The sequence below is a fragment of the Enterobacter sp. Ag1 genome (assembly GCA_000277545.1).
GTDB lineage: Bacteria > Pseudomonadota > Gammaproteobacteria > Enterobacterales > Enterobacteriaceae > Cedecea.
On the sequence record AKXM01000016.1, the window covers coordinates 220931 to 236818 of the forward strand.

At 47.1% G+C, this 15888-nt stretch carries 20 protein-coding genes and 1 pseudogene; 8 read left to right on the forward strand and 13 right to left on the reverse strand.

The genetic code is table 11. The annotated features are described in order from the left end of the window. Nucleotides 1–58: 58 nt before the first annotated feature. The 7 genes from A936_RS08745 to A936_RS08775 all read right to left on the reverse strand — a co-directional run bounded on the left by A936_RS08745 (nt 59) and on the right by A936_RS08775 (nt 4072). Complete coding sequence (locus A936_RS08745) at nt 59–1168, reverse strand: SDR family oxidoreductase (protein ID WP_008456721.1); 1110 nt, start codon at nt 1166–1168, stop codon at nt 59–61. 361 nt (nt 1169–1529) lie between these two features. Beyond that, nucleotides 1530–1688: a YqaE/Pmp3 family membrane protein gene (locus A936_RS22700; protein WP_008456722.1), complete on the reverse strand. Its 159-nt coding sequence runs from the start codon at nt 1686–1688 to the stop codon at nt 1530–1532. 338 nt (nt 1689–2026) lie between these two features. Next, entirely contained in the window at nt 2027–2380 is a 354-nt protein-coding gene (locus A936_RS08755) for a DUF1304 domain-containing protein (RefSeq protein ID WP_008456723.1), read from the reverse strand. 40 nt (nt 2381–2420) lie between these two features. Next, the gene (fumD, locus tag A936_RS08760) at nt 2421–2636 is read right to left on the reverse strand and encodes a fumarate hydratase FumD (RefSeq protein ID WP_008456724.1); all 216 of its coding nucleotides are present in this window, start codon (nt 2634–2636) and stop codon (nt 2421–2423) included. 99 nt (nt 2637–2735) lie between these two features. Beyond that, nucleotides 2736–3167, reverse strand: coding sequence for an ASCH domain-containing protein (locus tag A936_RS08765; RefSeq protein WP_008456725.1), 432 nt, complete (start codon nt 3165–3167; stop codon nt 2736–2738). Nucleotides 3168–3460: 293 nt separating this feature from the next. Beyond that, nucleotides 3461–3733 carry a hypothetical protein gene (locus tag A936_RS08770; protein WP_008456726.1) on the reverse strand — a complete coding sequence of 91 codons (273 nt, stop codon included), beginning with the start codon at nt 3731–3733 and terminating at the stop codon, nt 3461–3463. A gap of 141 nt (nt 3734–3874) precedes the next feature. Next, a complete protein-coding gene (locus A936_RS08775) occupies nt 3875–4072 on the reverse strand; it encodes a hypothetical protein (protein WP_008456727.1) in 198 nt (65 codons plus the stop codon). Between the two features lie 252 nt (nt 4073–4324). Here A936_RS08775 and A936_RS08780 point away from each other — a divergent pair, with 252 nt between their 5' ends. Both A936_RS08780 and A936_RS08785 read left to right on the forward strand, forming a co-directional pair. Beyond that, entirely contained in the window at nt 4325–4546 is a 222-nt protein-coding gene (locus tag A936_RS08780; protein ID WP_008456729.1) for a DUF7661 family protein, read from the forward strand. A gap of 224 nt (nt 4547–4770) precedes the next feature. Next, entirely contained in the window at nt 4771–5655 is an 885-nt protein-coding gene (locus A936_RS08785; protein ID WP_008456730.1) for a GGDEF domain-containing protein, read from the forward strand. A 150-nt stretch (nt 5656–5805) separates the two neighbouring features. On the opposite strand, the gene A936_RS08790 is transcribed toward A936_RS08785, so the two are convergent. Further along, nucleotides 5806–6714, reverse strand: coding sequence for a LysR family transcriptional regulator (locus tag A936_RS08790; protein ID WP_008456732.1), 909 nt, complete (start codon nt 6712–6714; stop codon nt 5806–5808). A gap of 102 nt (nt 6715–6816) precedes the next feature. Between A936_RS08790 and A936_RS08795 the strand changes: the two genes are divergently transcribed. Beyond that, a complete protein-coding gene (locus tag A936_RS08795) occupies nt 6817–8025 on the forward strand; it encodes an MFS transporter (RefSeq protein ID WP_008456734.1) in 1209 nt (402 codons plus the stop codon). A 78-nt stretch (nt 8026–8103) separates the two neighbouring features. Here the strand turns inward: A936_RS08795 and A936_RS22705 are convergent, their stop codons facing one another. Continuing rightward, nucleotides 8104–8313, reverse strand: a complete 210-nt coding sequence (locus A936_RS22705) for a DUF6434 domain-containing protein (protein ID WP_071530482.1) — start codon at nt 8311–8313, stop codon at nt 8104–8106. 364 nt (nt 8314–8677) lie between these two features. Here A936_RS22705 and A936_RS08800 point away from each other — a divergent pair, with 364 nt between their 5' ends. Beyond that, on the forward strand, nt 8678–10291 hold the full coding sequence (locus A936_RS08800; RefSeq protein ID WP_008456738.1) for an ABC-F family ATP-binding cassette domain-containing protein: 1614 nt from the start codon (nt 8678–8680) through the stop codon (nt 10289–10291). Between the two features lie 153 nt (nt 10292–10444). Here the strand turns inward: A936_RS08800 and A936_RS08805 are convergent, their stop codons facing one another. From A936_RS08805 to A936_RS22710, 4 genes and pseudogenes are all read right to left on the reverse strand, one after another. Beyond that, on the reverse strand, nt 10445–10756 hold the full coding sequence (locus A936_RS08805) for a hypothetical protein (protein WP_008456740.1): 312 nt from the start codon (nt 10754–10756) through the stop codon (nt 10445–10447). Nucleotides 10757–10960: 204 nt separating this feature from the next. Next, on the reverse strand, nt 10961–11650 hold the full coding sequence (locus A936_RS08810) for a DUF2625 family protein (RefSeq protein ID WP_008456742.1): 690 nt from the start codon (nt 11648–11650) through the stop codon (nt 10961–10963). 160 nt (nt 11651–11810) lie between these two features. Further along, entirely contained in the window at nt 11811–12629 is an 819-nt protein-coding gene (locus tag A936_RS08815; protein WP_083845844.1) for a carbon-nitrogen hydrolase family protein, read from the reverse strand. A 114-nt stretch (nt 12630–12743) separates the two neighbouring features. Next, nucleotides 12744–12911: pseudogene (locus tag A936_RS22710) on the reverse strand (isocitrate/isopropylmalate family dehydrogenase); the annotation flags it as partial. 319 nt (nt 12912–13230) lie between these two features. On the opposite strand from A936_RS22710, the gene A936_RS08820 reads away from it, so the two are divergent. The 4 genes from A936_RS08820 (at nt 13231) to A936_RS08835 (ending at nt 15794) form a co-directional block, all read left to right on the forward strand. Further along, nucleotides 13231–14016, forward strand: coding sequence for a hypothetical protein (locus tag A936_RS08820; protein WP_008456749.1), 786 nt, complete (start codon nt 13231–13233; stop codon nt 14014–14016). A gap of 423 nt (nt 14017–14439) precedes the next feature. Next, nucleotides 14440–14679 (forward strand): DinI-like family protein, encoded by a 240-nt coding sequence (locus A936_RS08825; RefSeq protein WP_008456751.1) that lies wholly within the window; start codon nt 14440–14442, stop codon nt 14677–14679. 354 nt (nt 14680–15033) lie between these two features. Next, complete coding sequence (locus A936_RS08830) at nt 15034–15474, forward strand: STM2901 family protein (RefSeq protein WP_008456753.1); 441 nt, start codon at nt 15034–15036, stop codon at nt 15472–15474. Further along, the gene (locus A936_RS08835; RefSeq protein ID WP_008456755.1) at nt 15471–15794 is read left to right on the forward strand and encodes a DUF1493 family protein; all 324 of its coding nucleotides are present in this window, start codon (nt 15471–15473) and stop codon (nt 15792–15794) included. The genes A936_RS08830 and A936_RS08835 overlap by 4 nt, the downstream gene beginning before the upstream one ends. The last annotated feature ends 94 nt before the right edge of the window (nt 15795–15888 follow it).

Genomic DNA, 15888 nt, shown 5'->3' on the forward strand with positions numbered 1-15888 from the left:
CAAAAGCTCCCTTTACTACGATCAGCAAACTAAAAAGGGAGCCTGCGCTCCCTTTTTATTATTTGAAGTCGACCTTCATCAGCTCGGGAATAGAATAATCCCGGGTGGTTTCCACGCAACGGCTGATGTAATCCACAAAGCGCGGCGGTGGAGACATGCCTAAATCCAGCAGCTTCTCGTTAGAGAAACGCACGTTCAGCATAGAGAACTCCCCGTACAGACGCATCGCACGCAGCATTAAGCGCTCATTGCACGGCCCGTAAATGGATTTGAAGCTTCTGCGGCTTTTCACCAATTCGCTGTAATCCACCTGCTCATAATTGGAGAAGATTGGCGTCTGGTTCAGCGCGCTGGACATCGCTTCATCGATGTCAGCAAAGCGGATGCTGCTCACGTCCCCGGCGGAGATGTGGTAGATCTTCTCTTTCAGCGAGTCGCTCTTCGCCAGCAGCAGCAGCGCTTCTGCGCAATAGTCCACCGGAATAACGTCGATTTTGTCATCCAGGGAGCACATAAATTTCCCGAGCATCAGCACCATGCGGAAGACCCAGAAGATGCTGCTGGATGGGCGGCAGCCCTGCTCGCTGTGGCCGACCACGATGGATGGACGAGCGATAACCAGCGGCAGCTGCGGGAACTGCTCGGACATCATGCGTTCGATGGTGGACTTAGACCAGGTGTACTGCACCAGGTGCTCTTCTTCCGGCTTGCTCGACATGCTTTCCGTTACCAGCGTGCCCGCATCCGGTACACAGGACATTGCGGTGCCGACGTGCAGGAAACGCTGCAGGCCCTTCACCTGGGACATGCGGCGAGCAAACTGCAGCGTGCCTTCCACGTTAACTTTCCAGATCAGCGCATTCTCGCCAAACGACGCCACCGCGGCGCAGTTAATAACGTGCGTGACGCTGGACAGTCTTTCATCATCCAGAAAATGTTCAGGCTCGGCTAAGTCACCCAGCAATATATTTTCCGGGTTAATTTGTGCCAGCTGTGCTTCAGTACAGCCAAAATTAGCAAGGTTATTTCTGATTCTGGCCACGCCCTCCTGAGGAGAGTTCGCTCGTACCAATAGTAATACGGTATTGAAAGAAGATTCAGAGAGGGATCGGGCTAAAACCGCGCCGCCCAGGAAACCTGTCGCACCGGTAATCAAAAGTTGACTCATTATTATAACCTCAGGAGTGAAAACACGAGCATAGTAAAATGGCAAAAATAAACGTTTCCTCAATAAAGCGGATTACCTTCACATAATGCCCAGTACTTTCGTGTAACGGTTTGTACATCCTTGTTTTAAAAGAAAAATAAAAATAAAAAATTAATTTCAGGCGCAATTATTTTGACTATTTATTGATGTCGGTAATATTAAGAAAACCTTAATAAACGATAAACAGAACCGTTATTTCTGGGTAATCAGGAACTCTTTTTAATTTACAGGAAATAAAAAGCCCACAACAGTGGGCTGGAGGTGAGTTGCCAAAGCAGTCATTTTTTCTCGGGCGCAGGCGTCGCAGCAATGGCCCAACAGGTCAATCCCGGGTCTGAACCCAGAACGCGTGAATCAGGCCGGGGAAGTAGCCCAGCAGGGTGAGGATGATATTGAGGATGAAGGCCCAGCCAAAACCTTTGCCGATAAGCACACCCAACGGTGGCAGGATAATTGTGAAAACAACGCGCCAAAACCCCATATAAACTCCTGATAAATTAGATTAGTCCATACTAAAAAAACACCTTGCCCTTAAAGCGTAGACGAATCTCAGAGGTTTGTTCAGAGTGATAATTCTGGAAAATTTAGTTTCATAACTCAATGTTGAAAAAAATATCATGCGGCACTTGCCAACCATAACAACTCAGGATAATTTCTTGCCTTCGGTAGCTCGATGAACCCTCATTCCGCTATCGAAATATGCCTATATTTCTCCTCCACTGGAGGGGCCGGAACCACTCAAAAAACGATCCGGTCGATCACCAATTATATTAATGATGATAGCCTTATGGTGACCCGGCGTTTGCCGGGTTTTTTCGATTATATTCCTGCGAATAATGCAATCAATGCCAATGCCGCAGGCGCTGCCTGCACGTAAAGTATTTTTTTACTGGCTGTTAAACCACCAAATAAACCAGCAACCAGAACGCAAATAAGGAAAAACAGTTTAAATTCATAGCCGCTGCTCGCCGCCAGAAGCCCATAAAGCAATCCCGCTGCTAAAAAACCGTTGTACAACCCCTGATTGGCCGCCAGAGTTTTCGACTGTTGAGCAAACTCAGAAGACAACCCAAAAGCCTTTCGCCCCGCCGGTTTATCCCAAAGCACCATTTCCAGCACCAGAATATAAAGGTGAATCACGGCCACCAGGCCGATAAGAATATTGGCAATCATAGGCAATTCCTGAAAGGGTTATTTTGTCGCCAGGCACCGGCTACACTTCATAGCCCAGCGCCTCGATCACGTGTTCCATCGCTTCGCTGGTCAGCGGGGAGCGTTTGATTTTATGGTTAGCCAGCATGGTTCTGACCACCCCGGCAATCACGATATGTTTAGGTTCCTGCCCAAGATCGCGCATCTCCAGCACCACCTTACCCACCACGCGGCACATCTCCTGGTACAGCGCTTCATCTTTTGCTTTTTTATCCATCTCGCCTCCGGCTTATCTGTTTGATCTTACAGTAGCATTTAACGCCATCGACGACTAAAAATAGCAAAATAATTTTCACGCTTTTTGGAACAGTTCACGTTACGGGCTCTCTTCCTGTGGGATGCGTTCCACCAGCATAAACTCTTCAAAAATTAAGGGCATCTCTTCAGAAAATTCGCCAGTTCTTTCAAAAAATATCTGATGCTCTCGCCGCCAGTACGAGAGGCTTAAGTCCCCTTCCCCCTCCTTACGGGCCTGCTCTGCACTGACCTGTGAAAATTTAAGAGTCGTTAAAGACAGCGTCTGGATAACACAAACCGGGTCACCGCTACCGTTAAGAATAATGCTATATCCGCCGGGTACGGGAGCCTCTTCCCCATTCTCATAGGCAGATACCGCAGAACATGTCGCTGTTTTGCGGCCCTTCAAAACTAAATCCACCAGCTCGTCGGCCAGCTCAGGCGAATCGCCAAATGCCCATACCTGCGCATTGGGATATTTTTTCTGGTATTCAGTCAGTCGCGTAGACATGAAGTATTCTCCCTCTCCTTTTGGGATTGAAATACAGGCGAAGCCATCAGAATGGATCATCAACCCAGTGTTAGCTGCATTTTAAACAATATATTTGAAGGAATGGCCCGTCAGGGCATCATCGAAAAACGGGTGTGGACGGGGTAATTTACCAGAGCTGTGACGGAAAACAGGAGATATTTCTGTTTGATGATAAAGATGGGTTCACACAGTATCTTTTTTTCAGCGCATTGTCGGTAAGTGACTCAACTGTGAGAGCCATCTGGCTCTCACTTTTTAAATTAGCAGCGAGTTTAATCCCATTTAAACGTCACGCCAGCCCGGGCGGTACTGTTGCTGTTATCGCGATCGTATTTAGAATAAGGATCGGACAGCAGCTTTTGGTCACCTTTATCAAGCTTGCCGTACATATTTTGAGGTTTCTTTTCTTCGTTACTCACACACACATTCCCGTAGCAGCCCGGGTCTTGTTCCGCCTCGGTCCAGACGAGTTCCGAAGCAGGCTTGTTCGCGGCATAGGCGTGGGCGGTTAACAACATAGCGCAGATGATAAGCGTCTTATTCATAAACAATCCCTTTTATGATAATGATAATCAACTGCAATTTTAACATCTTCATCTCACTTGAAGACAATCAGTTTAAAACTGAAGATTATTAGCCAAAGCAGTATAAAAATAGCGTACTAATAGAGGGCCCTGAACACACGTTTACCCCAGGATCAGGACATCAACCGCCCTCTGCACCGCTACGTCATCCAGGCCACTGGCATACAGCTTATGTATCATGTCGGCTATCGACTCCCGCGATAGCGCCTCTTTACGCGCCAGCAGTTGCACGACAGCCGCCCCGATCACCTGCAACGTTTCAGGATGAAGCTCCTCGGAGACGTGCTTGTCCTTGTCCATACTCACTCCATAAATGAAATTCCCTGTCTTTCTAAACTAGCACAAGAGAACTCAGACAAAACTGGGATCTTTTCCTAATCCCCCGCCCTTTTGCGACGTCGGCAAATAACTCATTGATACAACTCTGTAACATTTCGCGGATTTTTTATGTCTGAATTTTACAAGAGGAAAAATGCCCCCTAAATACTGGCCTGTTCAACAGGCCCGGTAGCGATTATCATTAATAAATATAGGGGCACGCCAGGGGAAAGTATGCTGCACTTTGATGTCTTTGGTAGGCGTTTGGGCGTAAAGAAAGTCAGTGAACAATGGCTGCTTTATCGCGTTGATCCTAACGAGGGCAAATATTCCCGGATTTATGATGTGGTTATCCCGGGATGGCTAACGGAAGAAGAACTCCCCGGCTGGCTCGGAGATATTTACCATGAAGCGGCGAGTGAAAAGCATCCGGATGTGCGGCGTACAGATAGCTGAAATTGGTCCAGGAAGGATACATTTAGCCGGAACACAAGCCGAAGAAAAAATTATATAAACACTCGCTTGTTTCCAGCCCAACATAACAGAAAAATAACATAATCCTTAAACTTCGGCTAAACAGCAATATTTCTAACTATTTGTCTTTGCCAAAGATGATTAACAACCTACTGGTAATGTGATTAAATAACACTCCGAGTTATGCATGCGGTTAAGGTCTTCAAATGAATTTTAAAATACATGACAAACTTATTGAGGAGGCAGAGTCAGCTCAAGGACTGCTTTACAGAATGATTACCGCTTATGTCTGCGGTGCGACAGCAATAATCCTGATTTTAACATTGACAATGGGTAGCGTCAGCAGACTTAACTTTTATTTCTTTATCAATGCTTGCACCATTTCCCTGCTAACATGGTTCATCAGAAAATCCTTTCATATTAAATCAGAAGAAAAATACATAGCGTCGTTCAGAATTGCGTTATTCCTTCTTTTAAACTCAAGCTTAGCCTCGCTGACTGGTGGAGTCGAAATTTTAGATCGCGATACGACCTCTTTAATAGCAGCAGTGCTTTATGCACCAGCCATGTTTATTATTGTTCTTTCCTTCAAGAGATTTATTAAGTATATTAATAATAATTATAAAGCTGCGATAGATCTTTCATTAACTGACGAACTTACAGGATTACCCAATAGAAGACATCTTAATATGAAGCTAAGGGAGCTTGATGCTAAATATGGCACACTGTGTATTATCGACATTGATCACTTCAAAAAAATAAATGATTCTTACGGGCATGATTTTGGCGACATAACGCTTAAAAATATCGGCTTACAGCTGAGTCACTTCCTCTCAAAGGATATATTCATCTCACGATCAGGCGGCGAGGAATTTGCTGTAATTATTTTTAATAACATGGCTGCTGAAGCCGTTATCAATGAAATAAAAGACTCAGTTTCATGCAAAGATGGTAACGGAGAGACTATAACTCTCAGCATTGGTGCTGCCGTTAAACAGATGAACAGCTCTTCATCGTATGCTCTGGCCGCAGCGGATAAAGCATTATATAGGGCCAAGAGAAGCGGCAGAGATCGTATAGTTTATGCATAATGAGCCACAAGTCGCAGAAATTTTCTGGCAAACCATGAAAACGTTATCAAATAGTCGATCCGACAACAGTATGGAGAATACGCTGCAGCTATGAACGAGAAAGAGAGATTATGTGTTTAGAGGCTCATTGATTCCTGCGGCTTTTCAAGCTTAACTTATATGATTCAATTCCTGATGCATAAAATCAATCAGCGCTCTTATTTTACCGGGCAAATAGCGCCGATCGGAATAAAGAGCGAACAGCTGTAATGGAGCTGCCGAGTGTTCGAACTCAATTTCGATTAACCGGCCGTCGTCAATCCAGGGCTGGCAGGCTTGCTTCGCCAGAATGGCAAACCCGACACCTGCTACCGCCGCTCGCCCTGCCATCTCTCCGCTGTTGACCCGATAATGACCTTTCACCTTGATAGTCTCGAATCCTCCCTTTTTATTGACGAACTGCCAGGGCGCGCCTTTCAGCGCACTGACCGTTGTAATACAGGGTAATTCTTCAAATTGCTGTATGCGATCGGGCGTACCATAGCGCTGAATGAGGGCCGGGGCTGCAACAACCGTACAAGGGATAGTCAACAGGTGGCGGGCAATGTAGTCACTGTCATCCAACTTGCCGCGGCTAACAATGATAGCTAAATCCAGATCGTCGCGCAGGGATTCCAACCCGGACAAATTTGTGACACAGCTGATTTCCAGGTCCGGGTGTCGGCAGGCGAAATCGGCAATAACAGCCCCCAGTAATGCAGGACCTAGTTCATTAGGAATACACAGGCGCAGTGGGCCCTTGAGTTGCACTTGCCGCAAAGTTAATTCTGTCTCAGTTTGCTCGAGCGCCTCCACCAATGGCTTCGCGCGGGTATAAAGCAAGTGCCCAGCCTGAGTGAGTTTCATATGCCGGGTGCTGCGCTCAATGAGCTGCAGATTCAGTTTTTCTTCTAACTGAGAGATACAGCGACTCACGTTGGATGTCGGCATCTCAAGCACTTTTGATGCCCCAACAAAACTTTCTTTTTCAACCACGGCAATGAACACTTTCAGGGTATTAAAATCAAGCGCCGGACGCATCCGTTATCCCATAAATGATAATAATAAGCGCCATTTTTACCACCTAATCACCAGTATTGATAGCCGTTAAACTCAGGCATCTTTCACTCACAGGTGCCTGCTATGCCACCGGTTACACAGACATTTAACGATAAATCCCTTATGCGGATAGCGCTTATCATGGCTTTTATCCAGTTCACTAACGCGCTGGAATACATGATGTTCAACCCTGTTTTTGCTTTTATGGCTGCTGATTTCTTAGTTCCCGTCTCGTTTTCAGGCTATGTCTCCGGGATGTATACCTCCGGGGCCGTCCTGTCGGGCATTATTGCCTTTTACTGGATCGGTCATTTCAACAAGAAACGTTTTTTAATCGCCAATATGGCGCTGCTGGGCCTGCTGACGTTTTTGACTACGTTCACCGCCAGTTTTAACCTTCTGCTGGCATTGCGATTCTGTGCGGGCCTGGTGGGAGGGACGACAATGGGTGTGGGGATTAGCATATTGATCAATCACGCCCCGGCTAACTTGCGCGGAAAAATGCTGGCAACGGTGATTGCGTCATATTCGGTAGTAAGCATTGCAGGCATGCCCACAATATTATTTCTGTGTACTCATTATGGCTGGCATGCCGCTTTGTGGTTAATCAGTACCCTGTGTTTATTAGCCTTGCCACTTATTGTCTCCTTTATCCCTCGGGATCAGGTCTGCTGCGACACGCCCCCCGCTCTCCCTCTCGATAGAAATACTCTCCTGTTCGCTTCGGGTAATGCGCTGGTGCAGTTTAGCCCGATGCTGGTCATCCCGGTTCTGGTGCCATTAATGACCCGGCAGTTGGGTGCTTCACTGGAGCAGTTGTCCTGGCTGTTCTTCGCCGGAGGCATTGCCGGGTACCTGTCTAGCAAAATGACTGGCGCATTAACTTCTCGTTTTTCTGCTTTGAGTCTGGCTACTGGCGCAACCCTCATTTTTATACTGAGTTTGCTAATTCCCGCTCTGGGCTATCCGCATTCGGCGTTATTTATTATTTTATTTCTCGGGGCATCATACAGCCGCCTGGTTTCATCCTCGGCGCTTACCATTCAGTTTCCAGATAACGGACAACGGGCGGGATTCGCTTCCCTGCAGACATCAATCATGTATCTGATGACTACTGCCGCATTTTTCCTGTCAGCCTTTCTCTTACCCACTGATGAAATAGCGCCCCAGAATATGAATATGTTGCTGGTGCTATGTGCCATTTCCGCATCATGGTTTCCAGTTATCGTTATTATTCTGCAAAAGAAACTGGCTAAACGGACGATTCAGGCTGAGCGCCTTATTAGTGATTAGATTAGCGGCTGATTGCGTGCGATGCGGACGGGCGTGAACCAGAGGGACTCCGCAATGTGAAACGCGGGCGTTCCTTCTCTAGAATGAATGTCTGCGCCTCCACTCATCAACGACATCACCCAAATTTTTGGGCACGCCATTTCGTATCCATGCCATAAATTCACGATCAAACCGAAAGTGCGGCCCGCACTCACCCATCATGAAACGGCGAACGTTTTGTGTATTTTTGTAGTTTTTATCCACTACAGTCGAGCGTGTTAATACCGCACTGTGCCAGTCGATGTTCACTTATTTACTCCTGTAATAAGCAGCCGATAGTGGCGTTAAACTTAGCACATTGGCGCTGAAATGCTGCGCCAGACACGCACCGTGCCTCGTAAGAGGCGTCAACATAATGAACATCCACGGCATCTCCATCTGTGGTGTCAGGTTTAACAAACCGACATTGCTCCCTGCCCGTTGTATCTAATACCGTGATCTGGTCGCTGGATGTCATTTGACAGACAGAAATTGGCAATTTTATAATCGGCCCACTTTCACGTCTCTTTAGAGGTATTCGTCCAATGCGCAATTAATGCCCACCGTCATCTTTGACGGCCTTTATGCAGTTTCCCTCGGGGCTGTTTTGGTGCATTAATTTCAGGATTATCGCATGACGAATTCTATTCTTACGCTCGATCGCGTTTCTTTTGTATTGCCTGATGGCAAACGCCTTTTCTCAGATCTCACTGAACAATTTGACCACCGACATACTGCTCTGGTCGGTAGAAATGGCGTGGGTAAAAGCCTGCTGGCTAAAATTCTTTCAGGCCAGGTGGCGCCGACTTCCGGCCAGTGTAGTTGCTCAGGTCGTGTCAGATATCTGGCGCAGCATCTGACACCGCACCATTATCATAGCGTGGCGATGCTTGCGGGAATCGACAGCCAGTTAGCCGCGCTAGATCGCATTGAAGCAGGCAGCACCGACCCAGCTGATTTTGACCTTGTGGGTGATAATTGGGACCTTCGCCAACGGCTGCAGGCGCAGTTAGAGTCCGCGGGATTGGGTTATCTTTCGCCGGGTTCAGCGGTCAACCAGCTGAGTGGCGGAGAAGCCATGCGGGTAGCACTGATCGGCGCGATGCTATCTGAGGCAGATTTTCTTATCCTTGATGAGCCTACCAACCATCTGGATGCCGCCAGCCGACTGACGCTGATGCGGCAGTTGCACCAATGGCCCCGTGGTCTTTTGCTCATCAGTCATGACCGGACGTTGCTGCAGCAGATGGAGCGAATGGTCGAACTATCGTCGCTCGGTTTACGCAGCTACGGCGGCAACTATGATTTTTACCAGCAAATGAAAGCGCAGGAGACTGCCTCCGCCACGCAAAACCTGGAGCGCCTCAAAACCGAGCGTAAGCGCGAAGAGCAGGCGCTGCGTGAACAACGCGAACGACTTGAAAAACGCGGATCCCGGGGTACCCGGCAGGGTAAGAATGCGAATCAGGCAAAAATATTGCTGGGCCGTCAAAAAGGCCGGAGTGAGACTTCAGCAGGAAAACGGATAAAGCAGCAAACCCAAGCGCGGGCGTTGCTCAGCCAGCAGGTGCAGCAAGCCATAATGCAAATTGAGGTATCTACGCACATCGCCATGCATATCACCTCTACATTCGGGGCATTACCGCAGAAGGTCGCCACCCTTGACGAGGTCGTTTTACCTTTTGTTCCTGCCTCTTTTCGCGAGATAACGCTGACCATTAACGGCGGGCAACGGATCGGTGTTGTCGGTTCCAACGGGTGCGGTAAATCAACATTATTAAAAACCTTAGCGGGTCTGTTGCCGTCAGTGTCTGGTCATCGTGAGGTCTGGGCTAAAACCGCTTATCTTGACCAGCAGATGTCCATTTTGGATCGGCAAAAAACGGCACTTGAGCAACTTCTGGCGGTGAACTCTCAGGTGGGGGAATCCCAACTGCGTATGCAACTTGCCCAGCTTGGACTGGATGCATCTCGTGTGTCATTACCCTGTGGCGAACTTAGCGGCGGGGAACAACTTAAAGCTGCGCTGGCAATGCTAATTTATGCTGACTCGCCCGCCAGCTTTTTATTGCTCGATGAATCGAGTAATCATCTGGATATTGTATCCCTGCATACGCTGGAATCTTTTCTTAATCAGTATCAGGGCACCCTGATGGTGGTGTCACACGATGAGGTGTTTCTCAGCCAGATTGAGCTAACGCATTGGCTGGTTGCGGGGGATAGGGGTTGGGAATTATCCCCCTGTTAGCAGGTTGAATGATCTTATGGCTCATGCAATTTCAAACAGAATCTAGTGAAATACCTATTTGGGCTGCATAAGCAGAAGTGAGCTATATCTACTCCTGGCACTTGGCGGACGAGCCAATGAAGCTGAAGGTCCGGTGTGAGCGAGGAGCGGAAGTTAGTCAATTATTTCCGATGGCTTTTCATTCTCGGGCGACCAATATCCACCGCTACCATGGTAAGTTTCAGCACCTAATACAAACTTAGTTCCACAGTGCCTACAAACAAAATGGTAATCGACGATATCGCCCCATATCATCTTTTCAGCACACTCTTGAAAGTTGTATTGATTCCTGTCATCCGTTGCATCAATTTCGGCCAGAACCCCTTCGCTGAGCGCATGCTTTGCAATACGGATTGCTTTACGTAATTGTTCAGGTTGGCGGATAACGTATTTAACACATAGATCCAGACACCGATCGCAACTCATTTAACAGCCTCCATGATGATATGTTGACGTGGTTTAACACTGTAAGCCAATAAAATTATTCACAACTTCTTCTATGGTGAACTTCTGGATTGATGTTAGCTATGTCCACCCTTGGCACAAAGCGGACCGCCTGAAGCGTTGCGAGGTCTGCTAAGAGCGAGGAGCGGACGCTTGTCAGATATTACACATATCTTGTTGATTTAATCAGCGAGGAACAAAATCTTCGCTCTGTATGCCGGTTAATTGATCTCGTAAATCCAGGCATAATGCCCAGTGCTCTTCAACAGGCACAGTAGCCCGCCAACGCTGCTCGATAGACAACTGCGGTTCGGTCCAGAGAAAGGGATAAAAGGAGTAAACTACGTCACAATTCATTGAAGTCGTTTCTTCGCGCCAACCTGCCCAGCGTAGGTTTTTGTAGAATAAACTCAAATCGCCACAAAGCGCCCAATGCAGAAAACCTGAATAGTTGGTATTGAGGCTCTCCCATTCGAGTGTATCCGGTGCGAGATAATATACCCCGCCGTGACCTTTACCGAATTCTCCCCCGTTAAGTGCAAAAAAACCTCCGGATGCATCATCAGCAATTAATAATGCCTGAAATGTCAGATCAGCTGTTACCAACTGCGTCCATGAAGCTAGAGTTCGTGGTAGTCTGGTGTGACCAGAGCCTAAAATCCGCAACCAACCATTATCAATGAGTATTCCTCCCGTTTCATATGCAATAGCACCAAGCGGAGAGAAAGTAGTTATCTGAAGCTGATATAAATCAGCGCGTGCTTGCGCCGGGTTACAAGGAAGCACTTCATAGTTATTGATTGCTTCTTGCAGCCATTGTTTCACTGTACGCCAGCCAGATCTCTGCTGATCGATTAATTCAGCTAGTTCCCTCATCTTTTATCCTCATCCACACAACGCTGCTTTACTTCATTAATCGGACGCTAAGCCGATAACATGAGCATGAAATCAGAGCATCTGGCCGGCAACGTCCGCTTCTTGGCACAGAGCGGACGTGAATCCTTCACGCTATAAAACTGCAGTAAATATATTGCTCTCAGCTGAGGCAAATCACTTTCCCGGCGCACTCGCCGTCCTTGAAATCCATAATGACCAGGGCGGCACGATCCTCTGGCGCCTGAGCAATAAGTTCGCCTTTTGCATTCCATGCGGCGCTTTTCCCGACTGGCTTCCAACCGCCTGAGGTGCCGCAGTAATTGGCCATTAGCGTAGGCATTGCGTAATATTTGGCGTAGCTTTTAAGCACATCGGTATCTTTCTCATAGCCGCCTGCGCTCAAAACTGAATTAATATAAATATTAGCGCCCATCTGCACCGTTTGTTCTACATGCCTCGGCTGCCCGGCGTCTGCGCATATAGCCACGCCGACGTTAAACGTGCGGGCCGTAATAACACACGCCGCTGTGCCGGATGAAAAGTAATCAGACTCTCCGGGGTGAAGATACATTTTTCGATAATAAGAAATTGGCTGCCCGGCAGAAATGACACATGCGCCAATGGCCGGTTTATTATCCTGCACATACAAAGGTGCCCCCGCCACAATGGTCATCTCATGGCGGTCGGCCAATGCCTGAAGCGCCTGGAGGCAGGACTCATCGGTGAGAGCCAATTTTTCAGCTAGCTCAGGCTCATAACCCGTTAAAGAAAGCTCCGGAAAAATGATCAGGTTTACATCTGCCGAGGCGGCCAAAGTAATCAGCAATTCGTGACAGCGCATATTCTCTTCAATATTGCCGCGAACCGGAGCAAACTGTCCCGCGGCAATGCTTAACCTTTCCCGAATACCGTTCATACTTATCCCCGCAATTTTTTTACAATCATCGGCTAAAATCTTAAAACAAACACCTTGCCTCATATTCAGGCAGCCCCAAGGTTCTTTTGGCGCAGGGGGTTGTAACCATCATCCAAGACCGAACAATAAAAAACGGGAACCCTAAGGTTCCCGTTGTCACATCACCAGCGGCGCTGATTACATGTGTTTAATGATAGCGTCGCCAAACTCTGAACATTTCAGCAGCTTAGCGCCATCCATCAGACGCTCGAAGTCATAGGTTACGGTCTTAGCTTCGATAGCGCCTTCCATACCCTTAACGATCAGGTCAGCCGCTTCGAACCATTCCATATGACGCAGCATTACATACATAAAAACATAGTAAAATAATGTTTTATATGGAATTTATCAACTACCAGTGTTTGATTTTACGCCAAAACAACCGTGTGCTAACTTATTGAAACTACTATAGTTGTTGTTAGTTTTGGGGAAGAGAATTTAACCATTAAGAGCTCAAGCGAATACGTTCAGATTATGAGGGTGGGGTTTATGTAACTGATTTGAAATACCATTTACCGCACTATATATCGGACATAGCGGAGTTAGATGGAAGGCACTATTAGCGTGTTAGTACAGCCTTCCATCTAATCACTGTTAGCCGTGTCAAGGAGCGGCAAGCGAACCTATGAAATTGAAACTGCACATACTTTCTTTCTCGGCATTGTTATTCACTATTGCGCCTGTGTGGGCTGAAGGGTCTGGAGCAAAGGCCATATGTGAGCTTCCTCGTCCAACTCTGCCTCGCAAGTCTGCGCAGACTGTTATGCCTGAAATAAGCCTCGTCTGCGGATCAAATACGGTTTCTCAGACAGTCAGCATGCCGCCAACACCAAACATAACTACTGTCCCCACTCAAAGCGGCAATGTGCCCACGAGTACATCAACCATTATCGCGTTGATCTCTGGGGCTGCCGGGATATTCGGTGCGCTGGCCGGCGGACTTGCTAGTCTCTATGTTGCCAGGCATAAGGCGAAGTCTGATTTGGAACTAGAAACCAAGCGCCTGCAGGCGAATCTTGTAGCGACAGAACGGCTTCGTTGGCTACAAGATATTCGGAAAAGGTTTTCGAACTTATATTCTCAGCTAGACATGCAGTACAATTTTGCGAAGCGTACTGTGGATAACAGTGACATTGCTATCATACAGAAGCAACTTGATGAGATGTCTTCTGAGATTATGGAGCAATGTAACATGATCATGGTAATGCTGAATACAGCCAAACCTGATCAAGCCAAGCTTTACGATGTGCTTCAACAGGTGCTTAGATTCATACCGAGAGTATTTCAGCAAGCGCCAGCAAAAATCACGAACATACATGACAAAGAGTATGGCGAGTATAAACAAGCTGCATTCGACGCAATGACACGCTTGGGCGTAGAGACTTGGCGACAAGTGAAATCATTGTCGTGAGCGCGCGACGGCTAACATTTAAATAGATGTTGATTAACCCGTTGAACCCACAGCGCATAGCAGCCCTAAAGACGGTAGTGATCCATTATGGGGTGTCGGGGGGCGGAGGTTCAAATCCTCTCGTGCCGACCAAATAAACACTGAAAACCAGCCTCTTACGGCTGGTTTGTGTGACTTGCTTGATATTCCTAGTTCATATTCATGGCCTAGGGCAATATTAATGACGCAGATATAGGTTGTGATTTAAAATGCAACCTGCTGTTTTATAATGAAATATATCTAAATAGGCATGATAAAAATAGATAAAATCAGTCAATAAAATTCATAGTAAAATCAACGAATAGAAAATGATTTGCAGAATGGTGTTGACTGTTGCCTACCCCGCAAAAACTGTATACACATACAGCAATTAAGGGGCTAAAAATGTTCGTTGAACTCGTCTATGACAAACGCAATGTAGAGGGTTTACCCGGCGCAAAAGAAATCATCCTGGCTGAGCTGACGAGGCGTGTGCATCGCGTCTTTCCCGAAGCTGACGTGCGCGTTAAACCGATGGAATCCAGCTCTGTTAACAGTGACTGCACGAAAAATGAGAAAGAGAAGCTGAGTCGTCTGGTCGAAGAGATGTTCGATGAAGCTGAGTTCTGGCTTGTTAGCGAGTAACTGGCATGGACAACATGATCATATCCGGCGTCAGGATTTACTTTCCGCGACTAGGCGAAAAGCTCCCGGTACCGTCTGCTGATATGCGTACCTTTGCGATTAAAGGTACCACTGGCGATCGTTGCTGTGTTCTTGGGTTCTGGAATGGTAAATGGCGGGTACTGTCTCTTCCTGAGTATGAGAGTTCAGGAAAGGCGATTATGGCGGTAGCCAGGCGAGGGAAACGAGCATCGTGTCAATGATACAATTCAGCGGGAGCAAGCCACTTTCCGAAACTGCGCTTGGTTGTTGAAGTCCACAGTTTCTATGATTAATGTCCTTACTGAGACGATAATCATTTAGGATATTGAACGTATGGATACTATCGAACAGATAAAGGGCTATTACTTTAAAGGGATCCACAATCTGTCTTGCGGGGAATTGGCTTTTTGGATCACAGTAGATGAAGCAGAGAAGCAGCTCGGTGGGATCGATATTGTTGCATTTGCCTTTATTCTTGGTGGATTGAATGTCATTCATGTTCCCGGAAAGCCGCTTACCGCAACGCCGGGAACCAGTTTTTTATCCCTCTATCTCCGACGAATGATTTCTTATCGACTTAATTCCCGCTGGCGTTCTCCAACATGGAAAACATTAGTTGGCGGGGGTTGGGCAAAAACAACAAGCTTGGGTGGACTTATAGGACGCTGGATCCCTTGGGTAGGAGTTGCGATCACTGCATATGATGTAATGATTATCGCCAAAAGAAGTATTCAGCGTTACAACCTGATTGTTCGCCCAGGAGACAAGATATGATTGAACTTGAAAGGGCAGTTTTGCAGTTTGTTAAAACAGAGCTGGGTGATAGCAGCATTGAAGTATCCTCATCGCTTAGCACCGGGAAGCACCAAACTGTACCAGAGGATATACTGGATATGATGGATAAATATTCCGCCAAATTTAACGTTGATTGCAGCAATATTCATTGGCGCAGATATTTTCCTCAGACAGTTTTACCTTTCCTGCCCAACTGTATTTTACCCGAGCGCCTGAAATCAGATCGACACAATCCTGAGCTATTTACGATCGGTATGATGATTGAATCAGCCAAAGCGGGTCGCTGGCTTTACGATTAACAATCATTTAAAACCAGCCTCTTACGGATGTTTTTTGTCCCTGAGTTTTACGTGGGGAACTGTTGGGGAGAAATGGGGGAATTACTGCCGACGA

What these genes read in the sequence shown, in the direction of transcription:
- A936_RS08775 (WP_008456727.1), bottom strand. Translation starts at nt 4,072, where the DNA reads ATGGACAAGGACAAGCACGTCTCCGAGGAGCTTCATCCTGAAACGTTG.
- A936_RS08805 (WP_008456740.1), bottom strand. Translation starts at nt 10,756, where the DNA reads ATGAGTTGCGATCGGTGTCTGGATCTATGTGTTAAATACGTTATCCGC.
- A936_RS08835 (WP_008456755.1), top strand. Translation starts at nt 15,471, where the DNA reads ATGATTGAACTTGAAAGGGCAGTTTTGCAGTTTGTTAAAACAGAGCTG.
- A936_RS08800 (WP_008456738.1), top strand. Translation starts at nt 8,678, where the DNA reads ATGACGAATTCTATTCTTACGCTCGATCGCGTTTCTTTTGTATTGCCT.
- A936_RS22700 (WP_008456722.1), bottom strand. Translation starts at nt 1,688, where the DNA reads ATGGGGTTTTGGCGCGTTGTTTTCACAATTATCCTGCCACCGTTGGGT.
- A936_RS08820 (WP_008456749.1), top strand. Translation starts at nt 13,231, where the DNA reads ATGAAATTGAAACTGCACATACTTTCTTTCTCGGCATTGTTATTCACT.
- A936_RS08825 (WP_008456751.1), top strand. Translation starts at nt 14,440, where the DNA reads ATGTTCGTTGAACTCGTCTATGACAAACGCAATGTAGAGGGTTTACCC.
- A936_RS08780 (WP_008456729.1), top strand. Translation starts at nt 4,325, where the DNA reads ATGCTGCACTTTGATGTCTTTGGTAGGCGTTTGGGCGTAAAGAAAGTC.
- A936_RS08765 (WP_008456725.1), bottom strand. Translation starts at nt 3,167, where the DNA reads ATGTCTACGCGACTGACTGAATACCAGAAAAAATATCCCAATGCGCAG.
- A936_RS08810 (WP_008456742.1), bottom strand. Translation starts at nt 11,650, where the DNA reads ATGAGGGAACTAGCTGAATTAATCGATCAGCAGAGATCTGGCTGGCGT.
- A936_RS08755 (WP_008456723.1), bottom strand. Translation starts at nt 2,380, where the DNA reads ATGATTGCCAATATTCTTATCGGCCTGGTGGCCGTGATTCACCTTTAT.
- A936_RS08795 (WP_008456734.1), top strand. Translation starts at nt 6,817, where the DNA reads ATGCCACCGGTTACACAGACATTTAACGATAAATCCCTTATGCGGATA.
- A936_RS08790 (WP_008456732.1), bottom strand. Translation starts at nt 6,714, where the DNA reads ATGCGTCCGGCGCTTGATTTTAATACCCTGAAAGTGTTCATTGCCGTG.
- A936_RS08785 (WP_008456730.1), top strand. Translation starts at nt 4,771, where the DNA reads ATGAATTTTAAAATACATGACAAACTTATTGAGGAGGCAGAGTCAGCT.
- A936_RS08745 (WP_008456721.1), bottom strand. Translation starts at nt 1,168, where the DNA reads ATGAGTCAACTTTTGATTACCGGTGCGACAGGTTTCCTGGGCGGCGCG.
- A936_RS08770 (WP_008456726.1), bottom strand. Translation starts at nt 3,733, where the DNA reads ATGAATAAGACGCTTATCATCTGCGCTATGTTGTTAACCGCCCACGCC.
- A936_RS08815 (WP_083845844.1), bottom strand. Translation starts at nt 12,629, where the DNA reads ATGAGGCAAGGTGTTTGTTTTAAGATTTTAGCCGATGATTGTAAAAAA.
- A936_RS08830 (WP_008456753.1), top strand. Translation starts at nt 15,034, where the DNA reads ATGGATACTATCGAACAGATAAAGGGCTATTACTTTAAAGGGATCCAC.
- fumD (WP_008456724.1), bottom strand. Translation starts at nt 2,636, where the DNA reads ATGGATAAAAAAGCAAAAGATGAAGCGCTGTACCAGGAGATGTGCCGC.